Annotated in this window: 18 protein-coding genes; 13 read left to right on the forward strand and 5 right to left on the reverse strand. The window is 40.1% G+C overall.

From position 1 onward, the window contains the following. The first annotated feature begins 46 nt into the window (after positions 1–46). Positions 47–997, forward strand: a complete 951-nt coding sequence (locus ACKTS5_RS14035) for a sterol desaturase family protein (protein WP_408044508.1) — start codon at positions 47–49, stop codon at positions 995–997. 58 nt (positions 998–1,055) lie between these two features. Here the strand turns inward: ACKTS5_RS14035 and bcp are convergent, their stop codons facing one another. After that, positions 1,056–1,511: a thioredoxin-dependent thiol peroxidase gene (gene bcp / locus ACKTS5_RS14040; RefSeq protein ID WP_408044509.1), complete on the reverse strand. Its 456-nt coding sequence runs from the start codon at positions 1,509–1,511 to the stop codon at positions 1,056–1,058. 107 nt (positions 1,512–1,618) lie between these two features. On the opposite strand from bcp, the gene ACKTS5_RS14045 reads away from it, so the two are divergent. Beyond that, positions 1,619–2,254, forward strand: a complete 636-nt coding sequence (locus ACKTS5_RS14045; RefSeq protein WP_408044510.1) for an endonuclease III domain-containing protein — start codon at positions 1,619–1,621, stop codon at positions 2,252–2,254. Positions 2,255–2,493: 239 nt separating this feature from the next. On the opposite strand, the gene ACKTS5_RS14050 is transcribed toward ACKTS5_RS14045, so the two are convergent. Next, on the reverse strand, positions 2,494–3,078 hold the full coding sequence (locus ACKTS5_RS14050) for an RNA polymerase sigma factor (RefSeq protein WP_408044511.1): 585 nt from the start codon (positions 3,076–3,078) through the stop codon (positions 2,494–2,496). 302 nt (positions 3,079–3,380) lie between these two features. Here ACKTS5_RS14050 and ACKTS5_RS14055 point away from each other — a divergent pair, with 302 nt between their 5' ends. The 11 genes from ACKTS5_RS14055 to uvrA all read left to right on the forward strand — a co-directional run bounded on the left by ACKTS5_RS14055 (position 3,381) and on the right by uvrA (position 16,517). Continuing rightward, positions 3,381–3,881 carry a hypothetical protein gene (locus ACKTS5_RS14055; RefSeq protein WP_408044512.1) on the forward strand — a complete coding sequence of 167 codons (501 nt, stop codon included), beginning with the start codon at positions 3,381–3,383 and terminating at the stop codon, positions 3,879–3,881. A 17-nt stretch (positions 3,882–3,898) separates the two neighbouring features. Continuing rightward, on the forward strand, positions 3,899–5,632 hold the full coding sequence (locus ACKTS5_RS14060; protein WP_408044513.1) for a tetratricopeptide repeat-containing sensor histidine kinase: 1,734 nt from the start codon (positions 3,899–3,901) through the stop codon (positions 5,630–5,632). Beyond that, positions 5,625–6,371, forward strand: coding sequence for a LytR/AlgR family response regulator transcription factor (locus tag ACKTS5_RS14065; protein ID WP_408044514.1), 747 nt, complete (start codon positions 5,625–5,627; stop codon positions 6,369–6,371). The genes ACKTS5_RS14060 and ACKTS5_RS14065 overlap by 8 nt, the downstream gene beginning before the upstream one ends. Before the next feature lie 220 nt (positions 6,372–6,591). Continuing rightward, a complete protein-coding gene (locus tag ACKTS5_RS14070) occupies positions 6,592–7,086 on the forward strand; it encodes a hypothetical protein (protein WP_408044515.1) in 495 nt (164 codons plus the stop codon). A gap of 179 nt (positions 7,087–7,265) precedes the next feature. Next, complete coding sequence (locus ACKTS5_RS14075) at positions 7,266–8,939, forward strand: FAD-dependent oxidoreductase (protein ID WP_408044516.1); 1,674 nt, start codon at positions 7,266–7,268, stop codon at positions 8,937–8,939. A gap of 219 nt (positions 8,940–9,158) precedes the next feature. After that, positions 9,159–10,235: a hypothetical protein gene (locus ACKTS5_RS14080; protein ID WP_408044517.1), complete on the forward strand. Its 1,077-nt coding sequence runs from the start codon at positions 9,159–9,161 to the stop codon at positions 10,233–10,235. 27 nt (positions 10,236–10,262) lie between these two features. Continuing rightward, positions 10,263–11,351, forward strand: coding sequence for a linear amide C-N hydrolase (locus tag ACKTS5_RS14085; protein ID WP_408044518.1), 1,089 nt, complete (start codon positions 10,263–10,265; stop codon positions 11,349–11,351). A gap of 111 nt (positions 11,352–11,462) precedes the next feature. Beyond that, complete coding sequence (locus ACKTS5_RS14090) at positions 11,463–12,182, forward strand: hypothetical protein (RefSeq protein ID WP_408044519.1); 720 nt, start codon at positions 11,463–11,465, stop codon at positions 12,180–12,182. A 283-nt stretch (positions 12,183–12,465) separates the two neighbouring features. Beyond that, complete coding sequence (locus ACKTS5_RS14095; RefSeq protein WP_408044520.1) at positions 12,466–12,957, forward strand: DUF1842 domain-containing protein; 492 nt, start codon at positions 12,466–12,468, stop codon at positions 12,955–12,957. Between the two features lie 262 nt (positions 12,958–13,219). Continuing rightward, positions 13,220–13,570: a hypothetical protein gene (locus ACKTS5_RS14100; protein WP_408044521.1), complete on the forward strand. Its 351-nt coding sequence runs from the start codon at positions 13,220–13,222 to the stop codon at positions 13,568–13,570. A 148-nt stretch (positions 13,571–13,718) separates the two neighbouring features. Beyond that, entirely contained in the window at positions 13,719–16,517 is a 2,799-nt protein-coding gene (gene uvrA, locus ACKTS5_RS14105; RefSeq protein ID WP_408044522.1) for an excinuclease ABC subunit UvrA, read from the forward strand. Positions 16,518–16,612: 95 nt separating this feature from the next. On the opposite strand, the gene ACKTS5_RS14110 is transcribed toward uvrA, so the two are convergent. The 3 genes from ACKTS5_RS14110 to ACKTS5_RS14120 form a co-directional block, all read right to left on the reverse strand. Next, complete coding sequence (locus tag ACKTS5_RS14110; protein ID WP_408044523.1) at positions 16,613–19,507, reverse strand: FG-GAP-like repeat-containing protein; 2,895 nt, start codon at positions 19,505–19,507, stop codon at positions 16,613–16,615. A 183-nt stretch (positions 19,508–19,690) separates the two neighbouring features. Further along, on the reverse strand, positions 19,691–20,314 hold the full coding sequence (locus ACKTS5_RS14115; protein WP_408044524.1) for an HmuY family protein: 624 nt from the start codon (positions 20,312–20,314) through the stop codon (positions 19,691–19,693). A gap of 33 nt (positions 20,315–20,347) precedes the next feature. Further along, positions 20,348–22,438, reverse strand: a complete 2,091-nt coding sequence (locus ACKTS5_RS14120; RefSeq protein ID WP_408044525.1) for a TonB-dependent receptor plug domain-containing protein — start codon at positions 22,436–22,438, stop codon at positions 20,348–20,350. Positions 22,439–22,471: the final 33 nt, after the last annotated feature.

Consider the following 22,471-nt stretch of genomic DNA (forward strand, 5'->3'; position numbering starts at 1 on the left):
CTAAAAGTATAAATCGAATACTTTTGCATAAATTTTTTTAAGAACTATGTTTGATATATTAAATCAAGATACCTTGTATTTCTGGAGTGCACCATTTTTTCTATTGGTCATTTTTACAGAGATGTTTTTTAGCTATCGTGCAAAGGCTAAAAACTACGAATTTAAAGATACAGCAACCAATGTGTATTTTGCCTTGGTAAACTTTAGCTTGGATTTATTGATGAAGGGATTTTCCTTTCTCGTTATGGGTTTGTGCTTTAAATATCGACTGTTTACCATTGACAACCAAGTTGTATACTGGTTAGTGGCTTTTATAGGACAAGATTTCTTGTACTATATTCACCATTATGTTGACCATCATTCGAGATTCTTTTGGGCCGTGCACGTAACCCACCACAACTCGGAATTCTATAATATTTCTACTGGATTTAGATCACCGGTATTGCAGCCGTTGTTCCGTTATATGTTCTTTTTACCACTCGCTTTTGCAGGTATTGAACCTTTACACATCATGTTTGCCTATGCCATGAATCAAAATTACGGAACGCTGTGTCATACCAATTTCATCAAAAGTAAACTCGGTTTGTGGGGATTCTTCTTTGTAACACCCTCACACCACCGCGTTCACCACGCCTCAAACACCAAGTATTTGGATAAGAATATGGGGATGGTTTTAATAATATGGGACCGAATTTTTGGAACGTTCCAAGCCGAAGAAGATGAAACTTCTTATGAGAAGTTAAAATTCGGATTGACGAAAGACCTCGAAGACCGCGGACCTATCAATGTGATTTTCCACGAGTGGAAAGAAATTTTTAAAGATTTCTTTGACCGCAAAAAAGCATTGCCGTTTACGACCCGTCTAAAATACGTTTTTATGCCTCCAGGATGGAGTCATGACGGAAGTTCAAAAACGAGTAAAGAACTGCAAAAGGAACTCTTTGGTGAATCCAAAAACACTGACAAACTCAAAAAAGAATTACAAGAAGCATCGTAATATAAAAAAAGCGGATAGTACCAATACTATCCGCTTTTTTTATTCTTTTCCGCACTGTTTACGCCGGCAGTATTTGCGCCGTGTGCTCTTTGGTCTTAACTTTAGCAATCACCTCTTCTATAATACCTTCTTCATTGATTACAAAAGTGGTACGGTGAATTCCGTCGTACTCCTTACCCATAAATTTTTTAGGTCCCCATACACCAAAGGCATTGATAACGCTTTTATCTTCATCTGCCAATAAGTGAAACGGCAATTCGTGTTTGTTAATCCAGTTTTGTTGACGCTTGGCACTGTCGGCACTCGCCCCTAAAATTTCATAGCCTTCAGCTAAAAAGCGCTCGTAATTGTCACGTAGGTTGCAGGCCTCTGCCGTACACCCAGGTGTGCTCGCCTTTGGGTAAAAAAACAATACCAGTTTTTTTCCGGCATAATCACTTAACTTTCTCGTAGTTCCCTGTTCGTCCAAGGCTTCAAAATTCGGTGCTTTATCTCCAGGTTGTAAGCTTGTCATATCTGAAATCTTTAAAATTTATTCAACTCAAAGTTACAAATTACTGCTCAAAATTCACAGGGAGAAATCAGAACTTTGTACCTTTGTTTATCGCTAAATTTATCCGAATGAACAAAGCAGCCAAAGTACAGTTTGTTATTGACACCCTAGAAAAATTATATCCGGAAACACCGATTCCCTTAGATCACAAGGATCCGTATACCCTGTTGATAGCAGTATTGATGTCTGCCCAAAGTACGGATGCCCGTGTCAATACCATTACGCCTTTGCTGTTCGAAAAAGCAGACAATCCTTATGACATGATCAAATTGACCGTCGAGGAGATTCGTGATATTATCAAACCCGTCGGACTCTCGCCTATGAAGTCAAAAGGGATTCACGGTTTATCGGAAATTTTGATTGAAAAGCACAACGGAGAAGTTCCCGCTGATTTTGATGCCCTAGAAGCGTTGCCCGGCGTAGGACATAAAACCGCCAGCGTTGTCATGGCCCAAGCCTTTGACATTCCGGCCTTTCCGGTCGATACGCACATTCAACGTTTAATGTATCGATGGAACCTTTCGAATGGAAAAAGTGTTGCCCAAACCGAAAAAGATGCCAAACGTCTTTTTCCAAAGGAATTGTGGAACAAACTACACCTACAAATTATTTTTTACGGTCGTGAATACAGTCCGGCACGTGGATGGGATATGGAAAACGATATCATCCAACAAACTGTAGGACGAAAATCAGTGATGAAATAAAAAAAGCTCCAATATACTATTGAAGCTTTTTCCACTCTTAATTCAAATTCAATTCAATGAGATAGTTTGATTTAGTTTTAACTACTTTTAGCGATTTCGAAAAATCAAGTAAAAATTGAATTGTTTCTCTTTGGGGTTTCATGGTAAAGTCCGAAGACCTATCAGAGTAAAGTTGCGTCATTTATTCCTGTTTATAATTTGTTTTCAAATACTTAACGCTATTTTTTCTCTTATATTGTTTAGTTTACTAAAATTATATTATTTTTCTCTACAATCTTCCTCAAGTTGATCAGTGCATAACGCATTCTTCCCAAGGCGGTGTTGATACTTACTCCTGTATTTTCAGAAATCTCATTAAAACTCATATCGTTGTAAATACGCATTTTAAGTACTTCCTTTTGCTCTTCTGGCAACTCTTCAATCAATAGTTTTACGTCTTCTAAAATTTGATCTTTGATAATTCTGTTTTCTGCGTTTAATGAACCGTCACAGATGACCGAGAAAATGTCAAAATCTTCAGAGCTGTTAAATTTAGGCATGCGATTGTTCTTTCTGAAAAAATCGATGATTAAATTGTGTGCAATACGCATTACCCAAGGTAAAAACTTCCCTTCTTCATTGTAATTTCCCTTTTTTAAGGTTTTAATTACTTTGATGAAAGTATCCTGAAAGATGTCTTCTGTCGAATCTCTATCTTGGATTTTACTATATATAAAACTATAAATTTTCTGTTGATGACGCTTAATCAAAAATTCCAACGCGACTTCGTTTCCATTGATATAGTCTCTCACTAAAAGACTATCTGCTACAGCATTTCTGTCCATATAATTACTTTTTTTGAAAGGATAAGCGTATCCTTCCGGGGTTAGGGGTATGTTAATTTTTAAAAGTAATTATATGCTATAGGCGTTTATTTATTGATTAATAATGAGTTACAAATATTGTCTTTTTTAGAGAGAAATACAAATAATATCATAAAATTTTAGCGTTTTTTTTATTTCAATTAACAATTTGACCTCTAATACCTTGACAATTTTGCAAGGTGCTAATTTGCGATGGAATTAGATAGTATCTAGGTTTCTTCTTATATTTAATGAACCGATAACTAACCAAAACTTTTAATATTATGGAAATAACCATCACAGAAAAAGAGTACATTTTTCCTCCTGGCGTTAGCTTATTTACAGCTGAAAATGCCCTAACCCCCACTGTAACAGGTAACCTGGAGTTTACATCTAATTACCACAAACCACTGCCTCCTATAGTCGAAGCCGTGTATGTAAAAAAGAAAAAACACCTAAAGGTCAAAATCTTATTCTTTGTCGCCTCCAATTCTATACTGCCCAAAGTACAGGTAAAACAATTGTTTTCCATCAGTAATTACGGTGCCTATAAATTGCAGTTTTTTGTGTATTGTAGCAAACACGACCGCGACAATCTCGTACGAACTCCCGGCAAGTATCAAGCCTATGCAATTTCCTTTAAAACCAAACACGTCCATTTTGACGATCCACAAGGAAACACTCCTGTCTTAATGAAAAAAATCCACGTGGCCCAAGCCTTTGTGTGGGACATTGATCCAGAAACCTCTCGAGGAACCGAAACGACTGTCCAAACTACTGATTAACCCACAAACAGCAGCCTATGAACATCTTACGATCGATATTATGGGGAGGCTGCATGCTCTTTGTAAGCGTACTGTTTGCGCAAAAACCATCAAAAACCTTTGCGCAAACATTCCAAGAGCTCCTAGCCAATTCCCAACCCCAAGAGGAATCTTTATTAAAAGCCGCTCATTATTTTCAGCGACAAAACTGGGATTCTGTCTTGGTTTTCAGTGCGAAATCACTGGTACAAAACCCTACAAAGCACAGCAAAAACTTGCTGTACTACATGCGCGGCCATGCCTTTATGAAGAAACGACTATTTACACCCGCTGTAAATGAATACCAACAGGTAGCCGAAAACTTTCCGTTGTACCATCAAATTTTACGTAACTACGGCGGAATGGCCCTCGAGAAGAAAGAGTTCCAAAAGGCCATTGACTATTTTCAACAGCTGCAAAAATTGCCGCTCCCTAAAGGACACAGCTACCACCAAAGCTCGGTTATTCACGACGAAGGCATTGCGCATTTCCATTTAAAAAACTATAAAACAGCGAGCAAACTCTTAGCCAAAAGCGCCGCCATGCAACAAGCAGCTCACGACACCCTTCGCCTGATAGGATCGTATATGGATATAGCAAATGTATACTACGTGCAATACAAAGACGCACTTGCCATTCCGTATTTTGAAAAAGCCTATGCACTTTCCAAACACAGCGACAACTTTGAAATGAAAAGAAAGGCAGCACTCAATATGTCGGTAGTTGAAGAAAACAGAAAGAACTATCCCGCTGCGCTGCGCTACCGCAAAGAATTTGAACGTTGGAAAGACTCGCTGACCAGCCAACAAAAAATTTGGTCTGTAGCCCAATACGAAAAGCGATTAGCACTCAGTGAAAAGCAAAAAGAAATTGATCTGCTGGCCGCAGAACAGCAATTACAAATCAACCAACGCAATAGTTTATTACTCATCGCCGGCCTTCTCCTTATCTTGCTCATGGTAGGTCTGTACTTTTACATTTATAAAAGCAAAAGCCATCGTATTATTCAAGAACAAAAGGATCACCTCCAAGTAGCTAATGAAACTAAAGATAAGCTCTTTTCAGTGGTAAGTCACGATTTGCGCTCCTCGCTCACCTTGATTAAGTACAACAACGAACGCGTACTTAAAAAGCTCCCAACTGAGGTGCCCGATGATGTTGAACGCATCGTACAAACCAATGTCCGTACTGCCGATACTACCTACCACCTCTTAGAAAATCTATTGCATTGGGCTACCTTACAAACAGAACAGTTGTATTTTCATAAAGAAACCCTTCACCTGCATTCCATTATTGAGCAAGTGAGTTATAATTTTCATCCATTACTCGAGCATAAAAACATTCGTTTTTTTAACGACGTCGTACCCGGACATTTTATTACTGCCGATATTGATTCCGTTAAAATCATCTTCCGAAATCTGCTTGACAACGCCATTAAGTTTTCACCAAAAGATAGCTTGATAACTGCGAAGACTTCTGAAAATGACGAGTACATTCTGCTCAGCTTAGAAGATTACGGACCGGGCATGCCCCCCGAACTCATTCACGCCTTAAATACTCCTATACAAAAAAAAGCTACCCAAAAACAACCCGCAATACAAGGTACAGGCCTCGGAATGCAATTGTGTAAATCACTCTGTGAAAAGAACGGCGCTCCGCTACTGGTAAAAAGTACGGAAGGCGAAGGAACCTGTATCGAAATCTATTTTAAAAAAGCAACTCCCCATGAATAAACTAGCTATTTTGATCATCGAAGATCAGCCTGACATCGCGCAATCACTACACGACTGCCTTACCGATAACGACTATCATGTGGTCGGTATTGCCACTACCTATAAAGAAGCTGTTAGCTTATTTTTCTCTCAAACAATTGACCTGGTACTCATCGATATTTTTTTGGGAAACAACCCTGAAGGACTCGCATTTGCCGAGACCATTGCTACCATCCCCAATGCCGAAAAACCTTTTGTTTTTTTAACCTCTTCAAAAGATCGCTCCATTTTTGAACGTGCTAAACTCAGCAAACCGTTTCGTTTTCTATTAAAACCTTTTAATGAACTCGAACTGTTGTACACCCTAGAAATGGCTATAGAAAAGTTCTATTACCAAAACAATGTTTTTGCCGGTGGACTTGAAAATACAGTGATCGGAAGCAACCACCTCTTTATCAAAAAACACAAATCACTTAAAAAAGTAGCACTCACTGCTATCATTTACATAGAAGTTGAAAATCGCTATTGCACCTTGGTTACCGAAACAGATACCTTTGTCATTCAAATCTCGTTGCAAAAAATCAACGAATACCTGCCCGAAAATTTTCTTCAGCAAGTACATCGAAAGTTTATTGTCAATACGCAAAAGATAACACAAATTATCCCCAGTACCCATACCCTAGTACTCGCAAATGAGCACCGCATTGCATTCAGTGACAGCTACAAACACCTCATCAATAATTTTACAATACTAAAATAATCCGCTGCCTCTCCAATTCCATGCCTATTATAGTTTAGCTCACAACAAAACAATAGGCATTCACTACAATACTGAGTTTCACAGTACCTAATTCCAGTAAGTTTACCCTCGAAACACTGTTATATAGCAGTTGTTTTGCAAGGTAGAGTTCAGCAACTACCCAACAAACGAGGCGGACTCTGAAAAGCCATACGAGTAAGAAACTAACCAAAACTATCATATGGAAAATTTAGTAGAAGAAAAACGAACCTTAGGGAATGAAATTCTGGAGCAATTAGCCACAGAAGCCCTGTCAAGTGCCAGAACATTGAAAAGTGTAAAACTCAAAGTTACCTTGGATGGTAAGGATAGAGGCTACCTCGGATTTGATAAAAAAAGAAGCGGTGACAAACTGATTTGTGATGTTTCTAAGTCCGATGCCACTGTTTTTAATGTCAAGCTAACGAAGTACACCAAAAAAGATCATTTCACCTATGAAATAGCTAATGGTCCTTATAAAGGGCGTTGGTTAGACTATCATACCGGATCGGGAGAGCTCTTTGCAGAATCTCATAAATTTTTTGAGGTCGACATTGCTATTTGGCAGTATAAAGACCACAAATTGCAAGCCCTAATTGGAAAAAAGACAGGAGAATTACCTGTTTGCGGCGAAAGCGACTCCGTACTTACGTATGCCAGCCTGCGCATGGAAGCCTTTAAGGTCTTTGAAGAATAAGCACTACAACAACGAGACAGCCGGCTAAAGGCTGTCTTGTTCACTCATAACCTCAACTTAGCTACTCCTACCCTATTTCAAAGTACTCATACCCTCCAATCACAAGTCTAACTCCTTTTTTAATAGTTTGTTGGTAAAGGGACTCCCTTTTTATTAACCTTCCTAATGAAACGACCACTATGAAACTAACAGCAACGAAAACTACTCGTGAACAATTGCGAATTCACGTACAACATTTTTTAAAAGAACTGCAAGCCTGTTTGCCTACAACCGTAGAGATTTCAAAAAACTGGGGCAATCTCGACGAGGTCTTTGTACACAACGAAAACAGTCAGATTTTTAACAGACGTCTACAGTTCAACCCCTTTGTCATCGTGTATTGCGAAAAGACCTCCGATGTCCAGGCAACCTACCTAGCTGCCAAAAACAACAACCTTCCTATCAAGGTACGAGCAGGTGGGCACGATCATGAAGGTGAGTGTATAGGAACCAATGTCGTTTTGATTGACCTCTCTAAAATGAGTAAAAAAGAACAAGTCATCGTAAATCCAATTACTAAGGTGGCGCACATTCCTCCCGGTATACGCTTTGAAACTTTGACCACTGCTCTAGCCGATAAAGATGTCATGATTCCGCACGGAACCTGTGCTACTGTTGGAATTTCTGGATTCACCATGGGGGGCGGTTGGGGCCCTTGGACACGACGCCATGGAATGTGCTGTGAACACCTTGTGGGCGCAACGGTTGTACTCGGTGATGGTACCGTTCAGGATTTCGATGTCAGTGAAGGAAAAATACCAGATATCCTGTGGGCACTGCGAGGTGGTGGCGCCATGAGCTACGGCATTGTCACTGAGTTTAGAATTCAAACGTTTCCACTTCCTCCCATACTACATCGCTTTGAAGTAGTCTGGAACCCCTACGAAGATTTCAACCCAGACCAATTACAAGAAAATGTTCCCACGTTAAAAGTACTGAAAAAGTGGGAAGCGATTATTCAATCGACTCAAACAGCACAACTCACAGGAACCAATTTAAAAATTAATGCGCGTCCTTGGCAAAAAGACCTGCCACTTCCTCCTACCGTAGCACATAACTGCGTCTTTTACGGATACTGGCAAGGCGATGAAAAAAGCTTACGCAAGTTCCTAGATGACAATTTCTTTGGCGAACTCCGTCCGAGTGAGATCACAATTGCTCCACCTACTGGAGCAAACTATGGTACACGTGCCTACGGTTTGCATTTAATGAGCTCGTGGGATCGTGAATCCTTTACTAAGATTCGTTTGAAAATGACTACTACTGTGCAAGGCACTCCCTTACAACCCGATGAAGACCAGCCTGCACCGCATAAAATCACCTCTCGATTGGTGTCTAAAAACGGACTCGACGCCAACCGTGCCAACGGATATCAAAAGCTTTTAGAGAGCTTGAGCTCTGACCTTCTCGAAACGGGCAATAGGCGCTTGGGATTATTTAACTACGTTACCCTGGGAGCGATCGTTGGTGACTATTACCTGCAACACAAAAACACTCATGATGCTAGTGCCTTTCCGTATCCCGACAAGCTTTACACCATTCAATACCAATGCTGGTGGAACGAGGAAACTTATCAAAAAAATGAATTTCAAAATAATGAGGTTTACAACCGTACCAATAAAGCAATGGATTGGATAGAACGTTGCAGGGCGGCTGATATCCCCAACACTTCAGGTGCCTTTATCAGTTTTAAAGACAGCTCCATACCCACGGAAACCTACTTTGCTCAAAACTATCACAAGCTCATTGCCATTAAAGAGCAGTATGCTCGTGATCCGTACAATCACTTTAGATCCCGCAAAACAATCTTATAACCCCAACTATATCCCCTTTTTAGGGGATTTTTTTTGGCCTTCCCCAAAAAAACCATGCCTTTTTTTACGGAATTCACTACATCTTTTTCTCTGTTCACTACACCGGACAATTACTGCCTGCTTTTCTGTACTACTTTCACTAACGTTAACGAAACTCATAGCGTTTCCCAAACAAAAAGGCCCTAGAGGTCAATATACCAGTAACTAAAAACTACCATCATGTCAAAAACAGACAATACATTCAAACTGAATTTCAAAGCAGATATTGAACTGACGAAACTCGATTTTAAACTCGCCGACTACAATATTGAAAATCCTAAAGATAACTGGAAGGGATTTCAGGTGGAACGAAAAGGAAAAACGCTGATCATCACCGTAAAAGCCTATCGCCATAAACATACGGGTCCGGCTACATTTTATAAAAAATCTGTAGACTACGACACTGACTGTATGATTCATACTGCCGGTGGTAGTAACAGTCCTGACGAACTAAACTTTGCAATAAAAGGCACTTTGTATATTAATGACGAGCGTTTCGACGTTTGTATTGGACAAGGAAATCACGTTGCCACCAACAATTGGCACTTTTGCTCGCCGGCCATACAAGCAAAAGACAATAACAAAGGAGGCGTTTTGTACTCTCCAAAGCAGAGCGCAACCACACAACTTTACCTAGACCCTTCAGGAAACTACAGTTTCAACATCTTATGCGTACGCCAATTATCAGGGCTACACAACAACGAATTCTTACTATCGTTTGGCAATGAAAAGCTAGACAACTTTAGTTTTAACGTGACCGATAGCAAGGTAACTATTGGCCAACCCTATAACGGAGTGACCACGAGTATTCAAAACGGAAAAGGGCAGCTTATCATTAAGGCCGGAAGAAGTAAAAGTAAGGTTCCTGCCAAGTGGTTTGCACATGAAATAAACAAAGGAAGTGCGATTGCCTCATTTACTGGAAAACAACTCCCTGATGAATTAAACTTTGCCATCAAGGGAACCTTACAATTTAGCTTAGCAGGCAAGCAGTATACGATTAAAAACGTTCTCATCGGTCAAGGTTCAAACCAACACATTATGAACAACTGGTGGTTTGGTGGAACGTTGATGAAAGGCGTTAATTTACCAGTACTAGGCGGTGGCTTGATTACCCTTGCCATCAGCATTCCACCACAAGCTTTCCTTGTAAAATCAATACTGAACACCAACGAAATGTCTATGCAAGCCATCGCTATCAATGACCACTCTAAAGAACTGGAACACTTGAACCTAGCGATTGCTAAAAATCAATAATTTTTTAAACTACTAAACTTTTAAATTATGTGTACTAGAATCTACAACAACTTTAATCCGGAAAACAAATTTTTAACCACTGCTCGAAACATGGATTGGGCCGAGCAAATGCCCACCACTATTTTCGTGTTTAAAACCAACCTCGACAAGCCAACCGAAAAAATAGGACTGTCAGAAAAAGATACCGATGCCCTGCATGACAATCCTTTAACTTGGATTGCCCGTTATGACAGCGTCGTCAATATGGTTGGTGTCAGTGCTCCTTATGGTGCTTCTGACGGTATTAATAGCGCAGGATTGGTTGCCAATTTACTATACGACAGCGACGCGAGTTATCACCGTAATGACAGTGCGAAATACAAACAACTCGATGTACTTCGTTGGGTACAATTCGTATTGGATACCTGTGCATCGGTCAAAGAGGTAGTTAATCAGTTCAATGAAAATGCTACTGTGCAAATTGAAATCATCGGGGCTAAAGTACCAGGTAGTACCAAAGAAGCCTCTTTGCATTTAGCAGTATCGGACAAATTCGGAGACTCTGCGATCATCGAAGTACACAAAGGTACTTTCGTTATTTACCACAATATGGACTTCCGTATCATGACAAATGAGCCTTCGTATGCCAAACAAATCGAACTCAACCAATACTGGCGTTGGCAGTGGAGTAGCCAAAACCACTTTCCGAGTAGTACCTTACCAGGAGGACCTTTTCCGTCTGATCGATTTGCCAGAGCTTCGTACTACTTAAACCACCTGCACCCAACGCATTCCAGTGCCGATTCATTAGCGCAGTCAAAATCTATCGTAATGAACGCCTCAGTACCGGTAAACTTCAATTCTGAGGATGATAATTTTCCAAATATTGCACAGACCTTATGGACGAGTGTAAGTGACCACAACAACCTCTTGTACTTCTTTTGCAATGCACGCACTATGGGAGATCTTTATATTGACCTCAACGAACTGGATCGACTTACCCACCCTGTATCACAGCTGGTAGTCGTCGATTTAAAAGAAGGTAAATTTATCAACAAGGAATTTTACGGAGCCTGCTACGATAAGTTTGAGAAGGCCGATGATCCTTTTGCTGTCCAAGCAATGACCTTGGCCTAGTTTAGTAGTAACCTGTTCTCGAACTTCGAGAACGGGTCACTTACTCCGACGTTTCAACACCACATACTTCAAAACAACCATTTAATAATAATAACCAAAACTCTACTAATTATGGAAACTACTTTAGTACATCAAAACGAAGCACTTCAACTTTCACAAGGTACCGCCGTGCTATTTAACGTAACTGACAATTATTACGCACAAGTAATAAGAGCTGCAGTCAACCCAAATTCTCCAAAAGAATTGAACGTATTTTACAGTACGGTAGATTCGAATCCGATTGGTTCGACTACAAAATACAAGTACACTATTGCTGTATACGAAGGTTTAGACAATCCTGTGGGCAGAACACCTGCAGAAACCTTCACAGTGCAACCATCGGATAACGGACAAGTCACCATCAACTCAAAATTCAATTTTAAGTCTGGTCAATTCATTATCGGTTTATCGGTAAGCATCAATCACGTACCCCAAACCTTATGCAGTTACTTAAAGCTCATCAACGGAAAAGACGGGGCCAATTTCCACGAATCAATTGAAGTGCTCGCCATTTCTGCAAACAACATGGGCTTTGAGCTAGAAATTCAGTCGAGTGCATTGTCTGGAATAAATCCAAAACAAAACGGAGATAGTATTTTCCTATTCCAAACAACTCCTGAGTACAAACAAATTAAAGGCGTTCGAGTTCAGAGTACAACCAACAATGCCATTACCTTGCTTACTACAGATGAATTAAACGAAGGTGGCCAATACATGGTAGGATATTACTGTGGTAATTGGCAGGGAGCCTGTTCCAGCAAACAAAAGTTTATTATCAACAATATCGGATAGTGCTATAGCGAGGGTAATACCTCGCTTTTTTTTTAGGGCAATTACTACCTGGTATCAGGGCTAACACTGAAGATAAACTAAGGTGTTTTTCCCCGTTGGACTGCGTTGCGTTAGGTTGTATCTTTAGTATGCATTACGTACATGCCCACAGCGAAATAATCACTCAGCGCTACCGATTATTTTGCACAATCTAACAAAAAAGTAGAGTCCAGAAACTACTCAAAAAACGGGGCGTTACCTGAAAAGCCAATGAGTAAGGAACTAACTTTAAAACATTTTCAAAATGGAAAACAAGCAAGACAATGAAATCCACTACCTGTATCAAAACAACTACAGAATTAGTAATAACTTGATGGGAGGTGTTTCTTTCAACTTGTCATTAATCATCAACAGAAAGACGAATAGAGTTGTTGGTACTGGAAATATCTTCCAAGCAACAAATCCAAGATTAAACATCGAAACCAATCTCGTAGGTGATTACTCGTATATGGCAACGATGAAATCTTGTAATATACTCGTTGTTGCGGACGGATACGCTCCTTTCGCTCCATTAGTAATGGGTGCTCCACAACCGATCAAAAACGTGACTTTACGTATGTCATTAGAAGAAGATTGGAAGTCTGGAATCGCCTTTTATTCGTATTTAATTAACGGGCAATGGGTAAACGTTGGACCTCAAAAAGTTGAATTTATTGAGACTCCAGTAGAGCAAACCGTTGAAAATTTAGCTGCCGCTGTAAAAGAAGAGCACGCTGAGTTGCCAGCACACGCTTAATTGCTCATTTCGTATTTATATTTATTTCTATTTGTGGCTGTACCGCTTTGGCGGTACAGTTTTTTTTACGCCCCTTCCTCAAACAACCTCATTAAAACCTCAAAACCAACCACTTAAAACCTACACCACTACAATCTCAAGTATCACAACTACCTTTAAACTCATGGTATTCAAAGAAATACAACCACCGTAGAGTTCAGCACTACGAAAAAAACGAGGCGTATCCGAAAAGCCATACGAGTAGGAAACTAACCAAATTATTATGAGTACAGCAGTAGCAGCTCCACAGACGGCCATGAGTGCCGAACAAGCAAAAAAATTAGGACAAAATATCGGAGGAGTTAAACACTTCGGTCCTTTAACCATCGAGTATTCAATAGACCTAGCCATCCCGCAAATCACAGGAAAAGCTTCCTTGTACGGTGCACCCATTGGTTCGATACTCCTCAATCCAGAGCACCCAGATGTGACCCTCGGAGGTAGTGTAGGTATCGGAGAGGCCAAAGTTGAATTATCGGCTGATTTCGATAAAAAAGAAATAGACTACGACGTCGAGGTCTCTGTATTTGGACACAATGTATACAAAGGTAGCGGCCGACTTTTTAGCTGGTAGTTTCTATTTTAAAAATTACATACCCTAGTTTACTTTACAACTAGGGTTTTGTTGTTCAAAGGCTTAGTTTGCTTTTTGAATCTCTTTGAACTTTCTTTTCTTTCTAGTTCAGAATACCGTATTTTTATCGCTTAGTTTTTTTGAGCATATGAATATAGATATTACGAACGTAGATCCTAAAGAAAACATCATCATTAAAGGTGCAAAACTGCACAATTTAAAAGATATTGACGTAGTGATTCCCAGAAATAAACTGGTAGTAATTACGGGTTTATCTGGTTCTGGAAAGTCCTCTCTGGCTTTTGATACCCTCTACGCCGAAGGACAGCGTAGGTATGTGGAAAGTTTATCGTCATATGCCCGACAGTTTTTAGGAAAACTCCACAAACCGAAAGTAGACTATATCAAAGGTATTGCTCCAGCAATCGCCATTGAACAAAAAGTTAATTCTACCAATCCTAGATCGACAGTAGGAACCTCTACCGAGATTTATGATTATATCAAATTACTCTTCGCTCGTATCGGCCGTACCTACTCACCTATTTCTGGCAATGAGGTAAAAAAACACAGTGTTAGTGATGTACTCGATTTTGTAAAAACTTTTGATGAGCGCAGCAAGCTATTACTCCTCGCTCCTATACAAATCAATGCTGAACGCAAATTAGCGACCAGCTTACAAGTACTAATGCAGCAAGGATACGCCCGTATACAACACCGAGGTACTGTATACCGCATTGAAGAATTTCCGCAAGAGAACTATGACGGTGAACCGCTGTTACTCGTTGTTGACAGGGTCGTTGTAAAACACGAAGAAGACTTTTACAATCGACTAGGTGATGCTGTGCAAACTGCTTTTTTTGAAGGAAAAGGCCTTTGTTTTATTCATGACTTACAAAACGAACAACAACACGAATTTAGCAATAAGTTTGAGCTAGATGGTATGAGCTTTTTGGAGCCTAATACACACTTGTTTAGTTTTAACAATCCCTATGGTGCCTGCCCTACCTGTGAAGGTTATGGTAATGTTGTCGGAATCGATGAAGAACTCGTTATTCCGAATACCGGCCTCTCTATTTACGAAGATGCTATTTTTCCTTATAAAACGGACAGCTATAGAAAGTATAAAAACAACCTCATTTTACACGCCGAAGAGTTTGGAATTCCCATTCACAAACCCTGGTTTGAACTCACCGATGAACAGCGTGCCCTCGTGTGGAAGGGAACGAAAAAGTTTAAGGGTATTCAGCACCTCTTCGACACACTTGAAGCCAAAAATTACAAAATCCAAAACCGCGTGATGCTCTCGAGATATCGCGGAAAAACAACCTGTACCACCTGTCATGGCGATCGCTTGCGAAAAGAAGCCAACTACATTCAGGTATACGGGAAAACCATATCAGAATTAGTCAACTTACCCCTCGATGAGCTGGCGGCCTTCTTTAAGACCATCCAGCTGGATGAATACGAAGAAAAAATAGCCCAGCGCTTACTCACCGAAATTAATAATCGCCTGCAGTTTTTAGGTGATGTTGGCCTCAATTACCTCACCTTGAACAGAACGTCAAACACACTTTCAGGAGGAGAAAGTCAACGTATCAACTTGGCCACCTCTCTCGGTAGTAGTTTGGTGGGATCGATGTATATTTTGGACGAGCCCAGTATCGGCTTGCACCCAAAAGATACACAACGCCTTATCAAGGTATTGAAAAATCTACGCAACCTCGGAAATACTGTCATTGTCGTTGAACACGATGAAGATATTATGAAAGAAGCGGACTATATTATTGATATCGGTCCTGAAGCAGGTAGTTATGGTGGTGAAGTGGTTGCTCAGGGAAGTTTTGAACACATGCTGCAATCCAATTCACTAACCTCGCAATACCTATCGCTAAAGCAACAAATTGAGCTTCCTGCCCTGCGCAGAGTATCTAAAGATTTTATCTCTATAATTGGAGCAAGAGAAAACAACCTCAAAAACATAGACGTCCATATACCGCTACACAACTTAACAGTGATTACAGGAGTTTCGGGGAGTGGTAAAAGTACATTGGTCAAAAAAATCCTCTACCCTGCCATGCAAAAAAAGCTCAATGGATACGGTGACAAACTCGGACAACACACCGAAGTTACCGGCAGCCTGGACCTATTGCAACAGGTTGAATTTATTGATCAAAACCCTATCGGGAGATCCTCGCGTTCCAACCCAGTAACCTATATCAAAGCCTATGACGATATTCGAAAGCTGTTGAGCTCGCAAAAGCTATCAAAGATCAGAAACTATCAGCCCAAGCACTTCTCGTTTAATGTTGAAGGCGGACGCTGTGAAGTGTGTAAAGGAGAAGGAGAAGTAACCATTGAAATGCAATTTATGGCAGACGTGCATTTGCAATGCGAAACCTGTCACGGAAAACGCTTTAAAAAAGAAGTACTCGAAGTAAAATTCGAAGACAAAAATATCGACGATATCTTAAATATGACCATCGACGATGCCATTGACTTCTTTACCCGTCATAACGAACTTAAAATATCGAGAAAACTCAAACCATTACAAGACGTTGGTTTGGGCTATGTACAGCTAGGGCAATCGTCTTCTACCCTATCAGGAGGGGAAGCACAGCGCATTAAACTCGCCTCTTTTTTAGTCAAAGGAACGAGCAGAGAAAAAGCCTTGTTTATCTTTGATGAACCCACCACTGGCTTGCATTTTCACGATATTAAAAAATTGATAACCTCTTTTAACGCCTTGATAGAACGAGGACATTCTATAGTCGTTATTGAACACAATATCGATCTCATCAAATGTGCAGATCACATTATTGACTTGGGAATAGAAGGCGGTAAAAAGGGAGGAAATTTACTTTTTGCCGGTACTCCGGAAGACTTAGCAACGCATCCGAATTCAGTAACCGCACCCTTTATCAAAGAAAAATTAGCAGAACACGCTTAAAACTACAAATAGTACAAAATATAAAACAAGCCTAGTAGTACAACTAGGCTTGTCTTTTACACAACACAATTAAAAGAACTAAACGTCCGAGACCCTTAGTATTTTACAATCTTTTTGGTAACTACAGCATTTGCTGTCGTAATCTTTAACACGTACGTTCCCGAAGTTAAGGCTGCCATGTTTACAACTCCATTGCTGGTCATTTTTTGAGCTGCCAATACGCGACGTCCGTTGATATCGTACACACTCCAACGTGCATTGGTTAGGTGCTTAGGTAAGGTTACCTTTGCCTCTTCTTGAATTGGGTTTGGATAAACCAACACATTCGCTGCCTCTTTTTCCACCTTGTCTGTTCCTAAAGTTACACTGGTTCCTTCTGCTACTGACGATTGTACATAAGCGGCATCAACAGTAGTAAGACTCCAATAAAAGGGTCCACTACCAATTCCTTTTAAGGTCCAAGTGGTTCCGTATACTGGGTAATACGCCACGTCGTGAGCTCCTTTAGTAGTTCCTACCTGCAACATATAAAACAAACCATTACTGTTCGTAGTATCATCAGTAGCGGCATCCCACGCAAAAGTAACCGCATTTCCCGCCGTCGTTGTAGTGAGGTTGGTTGGAGCGGAAGGAGCAAGATTTGCCTTTACCGTTGTATTTTTATGCAATAAAGTTCCAGAGGTATAATTCCCTTTTTTATCTGTATACCATCCAGACACCAATGCATCTACATCGTTATCATTATCGATATCGGCCCATCCTAAACTCACATTCCCTCCAAGTCCTTGAATTCCTTCGTTTGTCAAATGGAATTTTCCGTTGTTATTTTTATAGGTTAAACTAACGTCGTTATAATCTTCATCGGTTCCTGCCAAAAGCAAGTCTAAGTCTCCGTCGTTATCGTAATCTGCCCAAGCAACAGGCGTAGTACCACTACTGCTATCTACTCCTTTTAACTTCTTGTATTCTGCAAAGGTTCCTTTGGTATTTTTGTAAATCAAGGCGGCGTAATCATCGTTAGTATCATCCCCCATTACAGCGAAATCAGGATAACCATCTGCATTAAAATCACCAAATGCCAATCCTCCTAAGTACATCCCTGGTAAGCTTTGCTTTTCAGTAAAGGTAGCAGCGTCATTGCTAAAGGTTTTTAAAATATACTTGTCATCTTTATCGGTACCCATAATCAAGATATCCATATCTCCATCAGCGTCGATATCAGCAAATTCTGCCTGTCCATTTTGAACTCCTGGTAAAGCGATACTCGACTTCTTAAACATTCCTTTTTCATTGGTATAAACGAAGGCTTTCTGTGCCGCACCACCATGTGCTTGTGATGCTCCAGTAACCAGCATGTCTAAGGTTCCGTTGTTATCAATATCAGCAAAACTCAACGAAGCGTAAATTAACCCGTCTAAATCTTGTTTTTTCTTAAACTTAGCACCGTCGTTCTCATAAACGGTTAAGTAATATTTGGTAATATCCGCGTAATTTTGACCACAAATTACCACATCCAAATCTGCATCATTATCCACATCGACAAACTTTACAGCCCCTAAATGCAATCCGTACATTGGTGTCACCACCTCTTCAAAAGTTCCGTCCTGTTTATTTCTAAATAATTTTACTGCACTCTGATCCGCACTGTGATCACCGGTAGTATCAATACCTCCAGAAACAATTACATCTTTATAACCATCGTTATCAAAGTCTCCCCAATCTAACGAAGCATAAAAGAAATTACTGATCCCGGCAGTTACTTCCTCAAAACGCAGGTATTCTTCATAAGCGTATACAGCTCCTACTCTGTCCGTACCTTCGTCACTACCAATCAAGGTTCGTTCACCTCTCAAAGCAACACTAACTCCGTAATTATCTTCAGCAACCGGTGTAGTTTTTGTCAGTTCTTTCGCAATTCCCCATTCCTTATTTGCCAAGGTGAATACAAAAACGCGCCCTTTTCTATTTTGATTTCCTTTTGAACTGATGATCAATCGCTTTCCTTCTATGGCAACTTTGTGTCCAAAGGTTTCATTCACTGTCGGATTCGGTGCTGTTAAACTAGCATTCAATTCCCAGGTATCTGATGCATTTTTCTTGTATACGTAAACTTTTCCCGCACGAGACACTCCGTCAACAACGGCATTTGGAGCTGAAATTACAGCGTAATCTCCCGCAATGGCTACGTCATAACCAACAAGATCATCCGATTGGGTATTGGTCGGTACTAATTTTACCTGCTCTTCCCAATTGGTTCCATTTCTTTTAAAAATATAGGCAGCTCCGGCATCGGTAACTCCTGGTGCATCAAACTTATAAGCTCCGACTATTGCATAATCACCCGACAAGTCACCCGACCAACCGAAATAAGCATTCTTTTGAATGTCCTTGGCCTTCAATTTTGCTTGCTGTCCCCAAGAGTCTGCACCTCCTTGATCTTTAAAAAAGATATAGGCAGCACCTGAACTACGTTCTCCTTCGTCTTCACCATTTGCGGTAGCTAATATATAATCACCGCTGATGGCTACATCACGACCAAACAAATCATAGGAATTTCCATTTTCTTGTTTCAGGATTTTAGTCTCCTTCCATTTGTTACTGGCATCCTTAGCAAACAGGTATACCAGTCCTTCTTTTTTTGTCGTCGCAACATCGTGTTTACCGTAGTAAGCTCCAACCACCAAATGCTTGTCATTCGCGGTCATACTGTTCCCGAAGTAGGCCGATTTCATGGGGGTTGAAGGGAAAAGTTTTTCAGTAAACTTTAAGTTGCCGTCATAAACATAGACAGCTCCCCCATTTGAAATCGCTTCATCATCCAAAGAAGCTCCCACAAAACTGTTCGTTGCGTTGATCGCTAGGGAGGTTCCAAATTTATCGTTGGCCTTGGTGACCTTGGCCTCCAAGCGCGTAGTATTTTTCCATTGTTGGGCAATGGCTAACTGCCCAGACAAGATTAATAAACATGTAGTAAGTGTAATTTTGTTCATGTCATATACATTTATTCAAGATGCAAAAATACCTTATTCTTATTTATTCTAAATAAAAATAAGTTATTTTAACAGTGTTAAATTATGTTAATTAAATGTTAACACAGACATTAAAAAACAGCCTAATCAATGCTGATTAGGCTGTTTAACGTAACAAAAACTAACAAAATTCAATAAATATACTTACTGAAAACTTTTCTGTCCTGCAGTTGGGTTGTATACATAACTAAATGTAAAATAGCGTCCATTAGCAGGGTTTGATGCATTTTTATCTTTATAATAACTTTCAATTTCTACTTTAGCAAAACGACCATCGTGCGTTTTAACAACCAAAATTTTTCCGGCAGCTGGTTTGATGGTATGATTACTAGGGTCATACAAGTACCATCCTTTTCCACTTCCGGTAGTTAAACCAAAAGTACCTTTAGCATCTTGTTTAAATTCACTATCTGCTGGAGCATCTTTTAAATCTTTTAAGGTATTTGAAACGATGGCTATTGCCGCATTTCCTGTACGGTTTGGTTCCTCGTTGATACTTTCAATTTTAGCACCTCCATTTACGATAATCTGAGTTGCACGGAATGCGATATCCCAGTCATCACCCGTTGTTTTAGCTCCTGTTTTAAAACTGAACTTCGCAAAATCTCCAGTGTAGTTTCCACCACCACCTCCTGCAGGGGCTGCAAAGTTTTTCACGGTTTTCGTAGCTAAGGGTTGCGGTTGTTGCTCTGGAGTTTTCTCATCACTACATGACACCATTAAAAAGGCCACTACTACTGCTCCTAAAATTGTTTTAAAATTTCTCATTATATAATCCTATTTTCTCGTTTGTAATATTCATTAAAAATTAAATCGCACTCTTCCGTAATAATTTCTACCTAGTAACAAGTAGTTCTCATTTGGGATTACCGTTCCATCCGTCCTGCGGTAATTAAAGAGTTTTCCATTCTCTGCTCCTGTATTATTGAGCACATTGTCAACTCCTATTTGAAAATCTATCCAGTTATACAGGGTTTTGTTTACCGCTATGTTCAACTGGAAATTCGGTTTTACGAAATTGTCAAATTCATCGATTACGGCATTGTCATTACTGTCAAACGGCGCAAACTTACTTCGGTAAATTCCACGGGCATTCACCGAAAAATCATGGGCGAAATTCTCGTAAAACAGCTTGGCATTCCACATGTGCTTCGAACGGTTTACCAATCCGAAATACGATGACTTTTGTAAACGCTGCGACACTCCGTTAGCATCTCTGTAAAACAAGCCTTGCTCAATGCGTGCGATATCGTCTTTATTTCCTGTATCCAAATACTGATACCCTCCAAACAATTGAATGTTTTTGTTAATTTTGACATTCATGTCCACTTCAATTCCCTGCGTAAATACCCTGTTGATATTGCGATAGGAAAACGTTCGAGTTCCCGTCGGTAAACCAATGGCTGTTGGGTCAATTCGCGTATCAAACGTGTCAATCAGGTCTTGGATATCATTCCTAAATGCGTTTACATTCACAGTTACCGCCTGAATGGGCTTCCATCGGAATCCAACATTGTATCCTTTTGAACTCTCAGGCTTTAATTGCTTCTCCACCCTACTCAAGTCCACTTGATTTCCGTATAAATTGTGTAAGGTGTGTGTACCTAACACGATATATCCGTGCGTTATATTTCTGAAATCGAAGAACAACTGTCTAAAATCAGGAATCTTAAATCCGTATCCCGCAGAGGCTTTTACGATAAAATCGTCAAACACCTCGTAGCTCGCAGAAACTTTTGGACTAAAAGCCGATTGATAACTCGAACTCCCTTCGTAACGCGCACCGAGCACTACATTGAGCTTTTCAGTGGCAAAAAAGTCGTACTGTCCGTAGGCATACCAAGCTCTAAACTCTTTCGCTCCGTTAATAGAGGTCCTGTCCAACCCGTCGATATTTCCACCGAGCCCAACAACAATACTTTCTCTATTGCTGAGGTTTACTGTCGAACGCACTTCAGGACGAAATAAACTTCTATTAAATAAAGAGGTCTCCCCATTTAGCGTACTTTCCGTATTAAAACGCGTACCATAAAACGTATACAACACGTTCCAGTTGTTATGGATTGCCTGAGTTACTTTGGCATTTACATTCCAATCCGTCTGTTTGTTAATCACCGAATTCACATATTGTTTTTGCTCAAAAAAACGCGAGGCCACATCGATTTTCCAAGTGCTATTAAAATCGTACATCACTTGTAAGTTCCCCGTAATATTTTGATGCGGAAACACCGTTGGAGCCGTTGTTTGTGGCACCAAATCAAATCCTCCACTCGAATTCAAATTCAGTCCGGCAATAAGGCCTAAATTCTTTTTTCGAAAACTGAACTCACCGTTGGCGTCGAATTCATTTCTGGCGCCTCCTCTCGTCAATAATTGCAAAGAACCTTTTAACTGTTCCTTCGTAGGTTTTTCGGTAATAATATTAATTACACCACCCATGGCTTCTGATCCATAAAGTGACGATGTAGGTCCTTTGACCACCTCGATTTGCTTGATATTATTTACCGTTATTCTATTCAAATCTATATTTCCAGCGGTTCTACCCACTATCGGTACTCCATCAATCATGATCAAGGTGTAATCTGCTGATATCCCTTGTAATTGTACTCCTTCTGAATTTCCAACATCCTTAACCAAAGTTATTCCGGTTTGTTCTAAAAGGATATCACGTAAACGTACAGATCCCGACTTCTGGATTTGCTTTTTATTAATTAATATCACGGGCATGGGCACCGATGATAATTGTCTTTTTGTTCGTGTTGCCGTTACGATTACCTCTTCCAGCTCATTCACCTTCGTTGAATCTATTTGGCTTTCCATTGGCTCTTGAGCGTATATAAATCCCCCAAAACTCAAAAACCATACTAACTTCCACATATTATTTAGAAACATTCTTAATAATTTTGATGCAAATATATATGTTAT

This window comes from Tenacibaculum litopenaei (assembly GCF_964514025.1).
Taxonomy (GTDB): domain Bacteria; phylum Bacteroidota; class Bacteroidia; order Flavobacteriales; family Flavobacteriaceae; genus Polaribacter; species Polaribacter litopenaei.

What these genes read in the sequence shown, in the direction of transcription:
- ACKTS5_RS14045 (WP_408044510.1), top strand. Translation starts at nt 1,619, where the DNA reads ATGAACAAAGCAGCCAAAGTACAGTTTGTTATTGACACCCTAGAAAAA.
- ACKTS5_RS14050 (WP_408044511.1), bottom strand. Translation starts at nt 3,078, where the DNA reads ATGGACAGAAATGCTGTAGCAGATAGTCTTTTAGTGAGAGACTATATC.
- ACKTS5_RS14075 (WP_408044516.1), top strand. Translation starts at nt 7,266, where the DNA reads ATGAAACTAACAGCAACGAAAACTACTCGTGAACAATTGCGAATTCAC.
- bcp (WP_408044509.1), bottom strand. Translation starts at nt 1,511, where the DNA reads ATGACAAGCTTACAACCTGGAGATAAAGCACCGAATTTTGAAGCCTTG.
- ACKTS5_RS14080 (WP_408044517.1), top strand. Translation starts at nt 9,159, where the DNA reads ATGTCAAAAACAGACAATACATTCAAACTGAATTTCAAAGCAGATATT.
- ACKTS5_RS14035 (WP_408044508.1), top strand. Translation starts at nt 47, where the DNA reads ATGTTTGATATATTAAATCAAGATACCTTGTATTTCTGGAGTGCACCA.
- ACKTS5_RS14085 (WP_408044518.1), top strand. Translation starts at nt 10,263, where the DNA reads ATGTGTACTAGAATCTACAACAACTTTAATCCGGAAAACAAATTTTTA.
- ACKTS5_RS14070 (WP_408044515.1), top strand. Translation starts at nt 6,592, where the DNA reads ATGGAAAATTTAGTAGAAGAAAAACGAACCTTAGGGAATGAAATTCTG.
- ACKTS5_RS14065 (WP_408044514.1), top strand. Translation starts at nt 5,625, where the DNA reads ATGAATAAACTAGCTATTTTGATCATCGAAGATCAGCCTGACATCGCG.
- ACKTS5_RS14060 (WP_408044513.1), top strand. Translation starts at nt 3,899, where the DNA reads ATGAACATCTTACGATCGATATTATGGGGAGGCTGCATGCTCTTTGTA.
- ACKTS5_RS14120 (WP_408044525.1), bottom strand. Translation starts at nt 22,438, where the DNA reads ATGTTTCTAAATAATATGTGGAAGTTAGTATGGTTTTTGAGTTTTGGG.
- ACKTS5_RS14115 (WP_408044524.1), bottom strand. Translation starts at nt 20,314, where the DNA reads ATGAGAAATTTTAAAACAATTTTAGGAGCAGTAGTAGTGGCCTTTTTA.
- ACKTS5_RS14110 (WP_408044523.1), bottom strand. Translation starts at nt 19,507, where the DNA reads ATGAACAAAATTACACTTACTACATGTTTATTAATCTTGTCTGGGCAG.
- ACKTS5_RS14095 (WP_408044520.1), top strand. Translation starts at nt 12,466, where the DNA reads ATGGAAAACAAGCAAGACAATGAAATCCACTACCTGTATCAAAACAAC.
- uvrA (WP_408044522.1), top strand. Translation starts at nt 13,719, where the DNA reads ATGAATATAGATATTACGAACGTAGATCCTAAAGAAAACATCATCATT.
- ACKTS5_RS14055 (WP_408044512.1), top strand. Translation starts at nt 3,381, where the DNA reads ATGGAAATAACCATCACAGAAAAAGAGTACATTTTTCCTCCTGGCGTT.
- ACKTS5_RS14100 (WP_408044521.1), top strand. Translation starts at nt 13,220, where the DNA reads ATGAGTACAGCAGTAGCAGCTCCACAGACGGCCATGAGTGCCGAACAA.
- ACKTS5_RS14090 (WP_408044519.1), top strand. Translation starts at nt 11,463, where the DNA reads ATGGAAACTACTTTAGTACATCAAAACGAAGCACTTCAACTTTCACAA.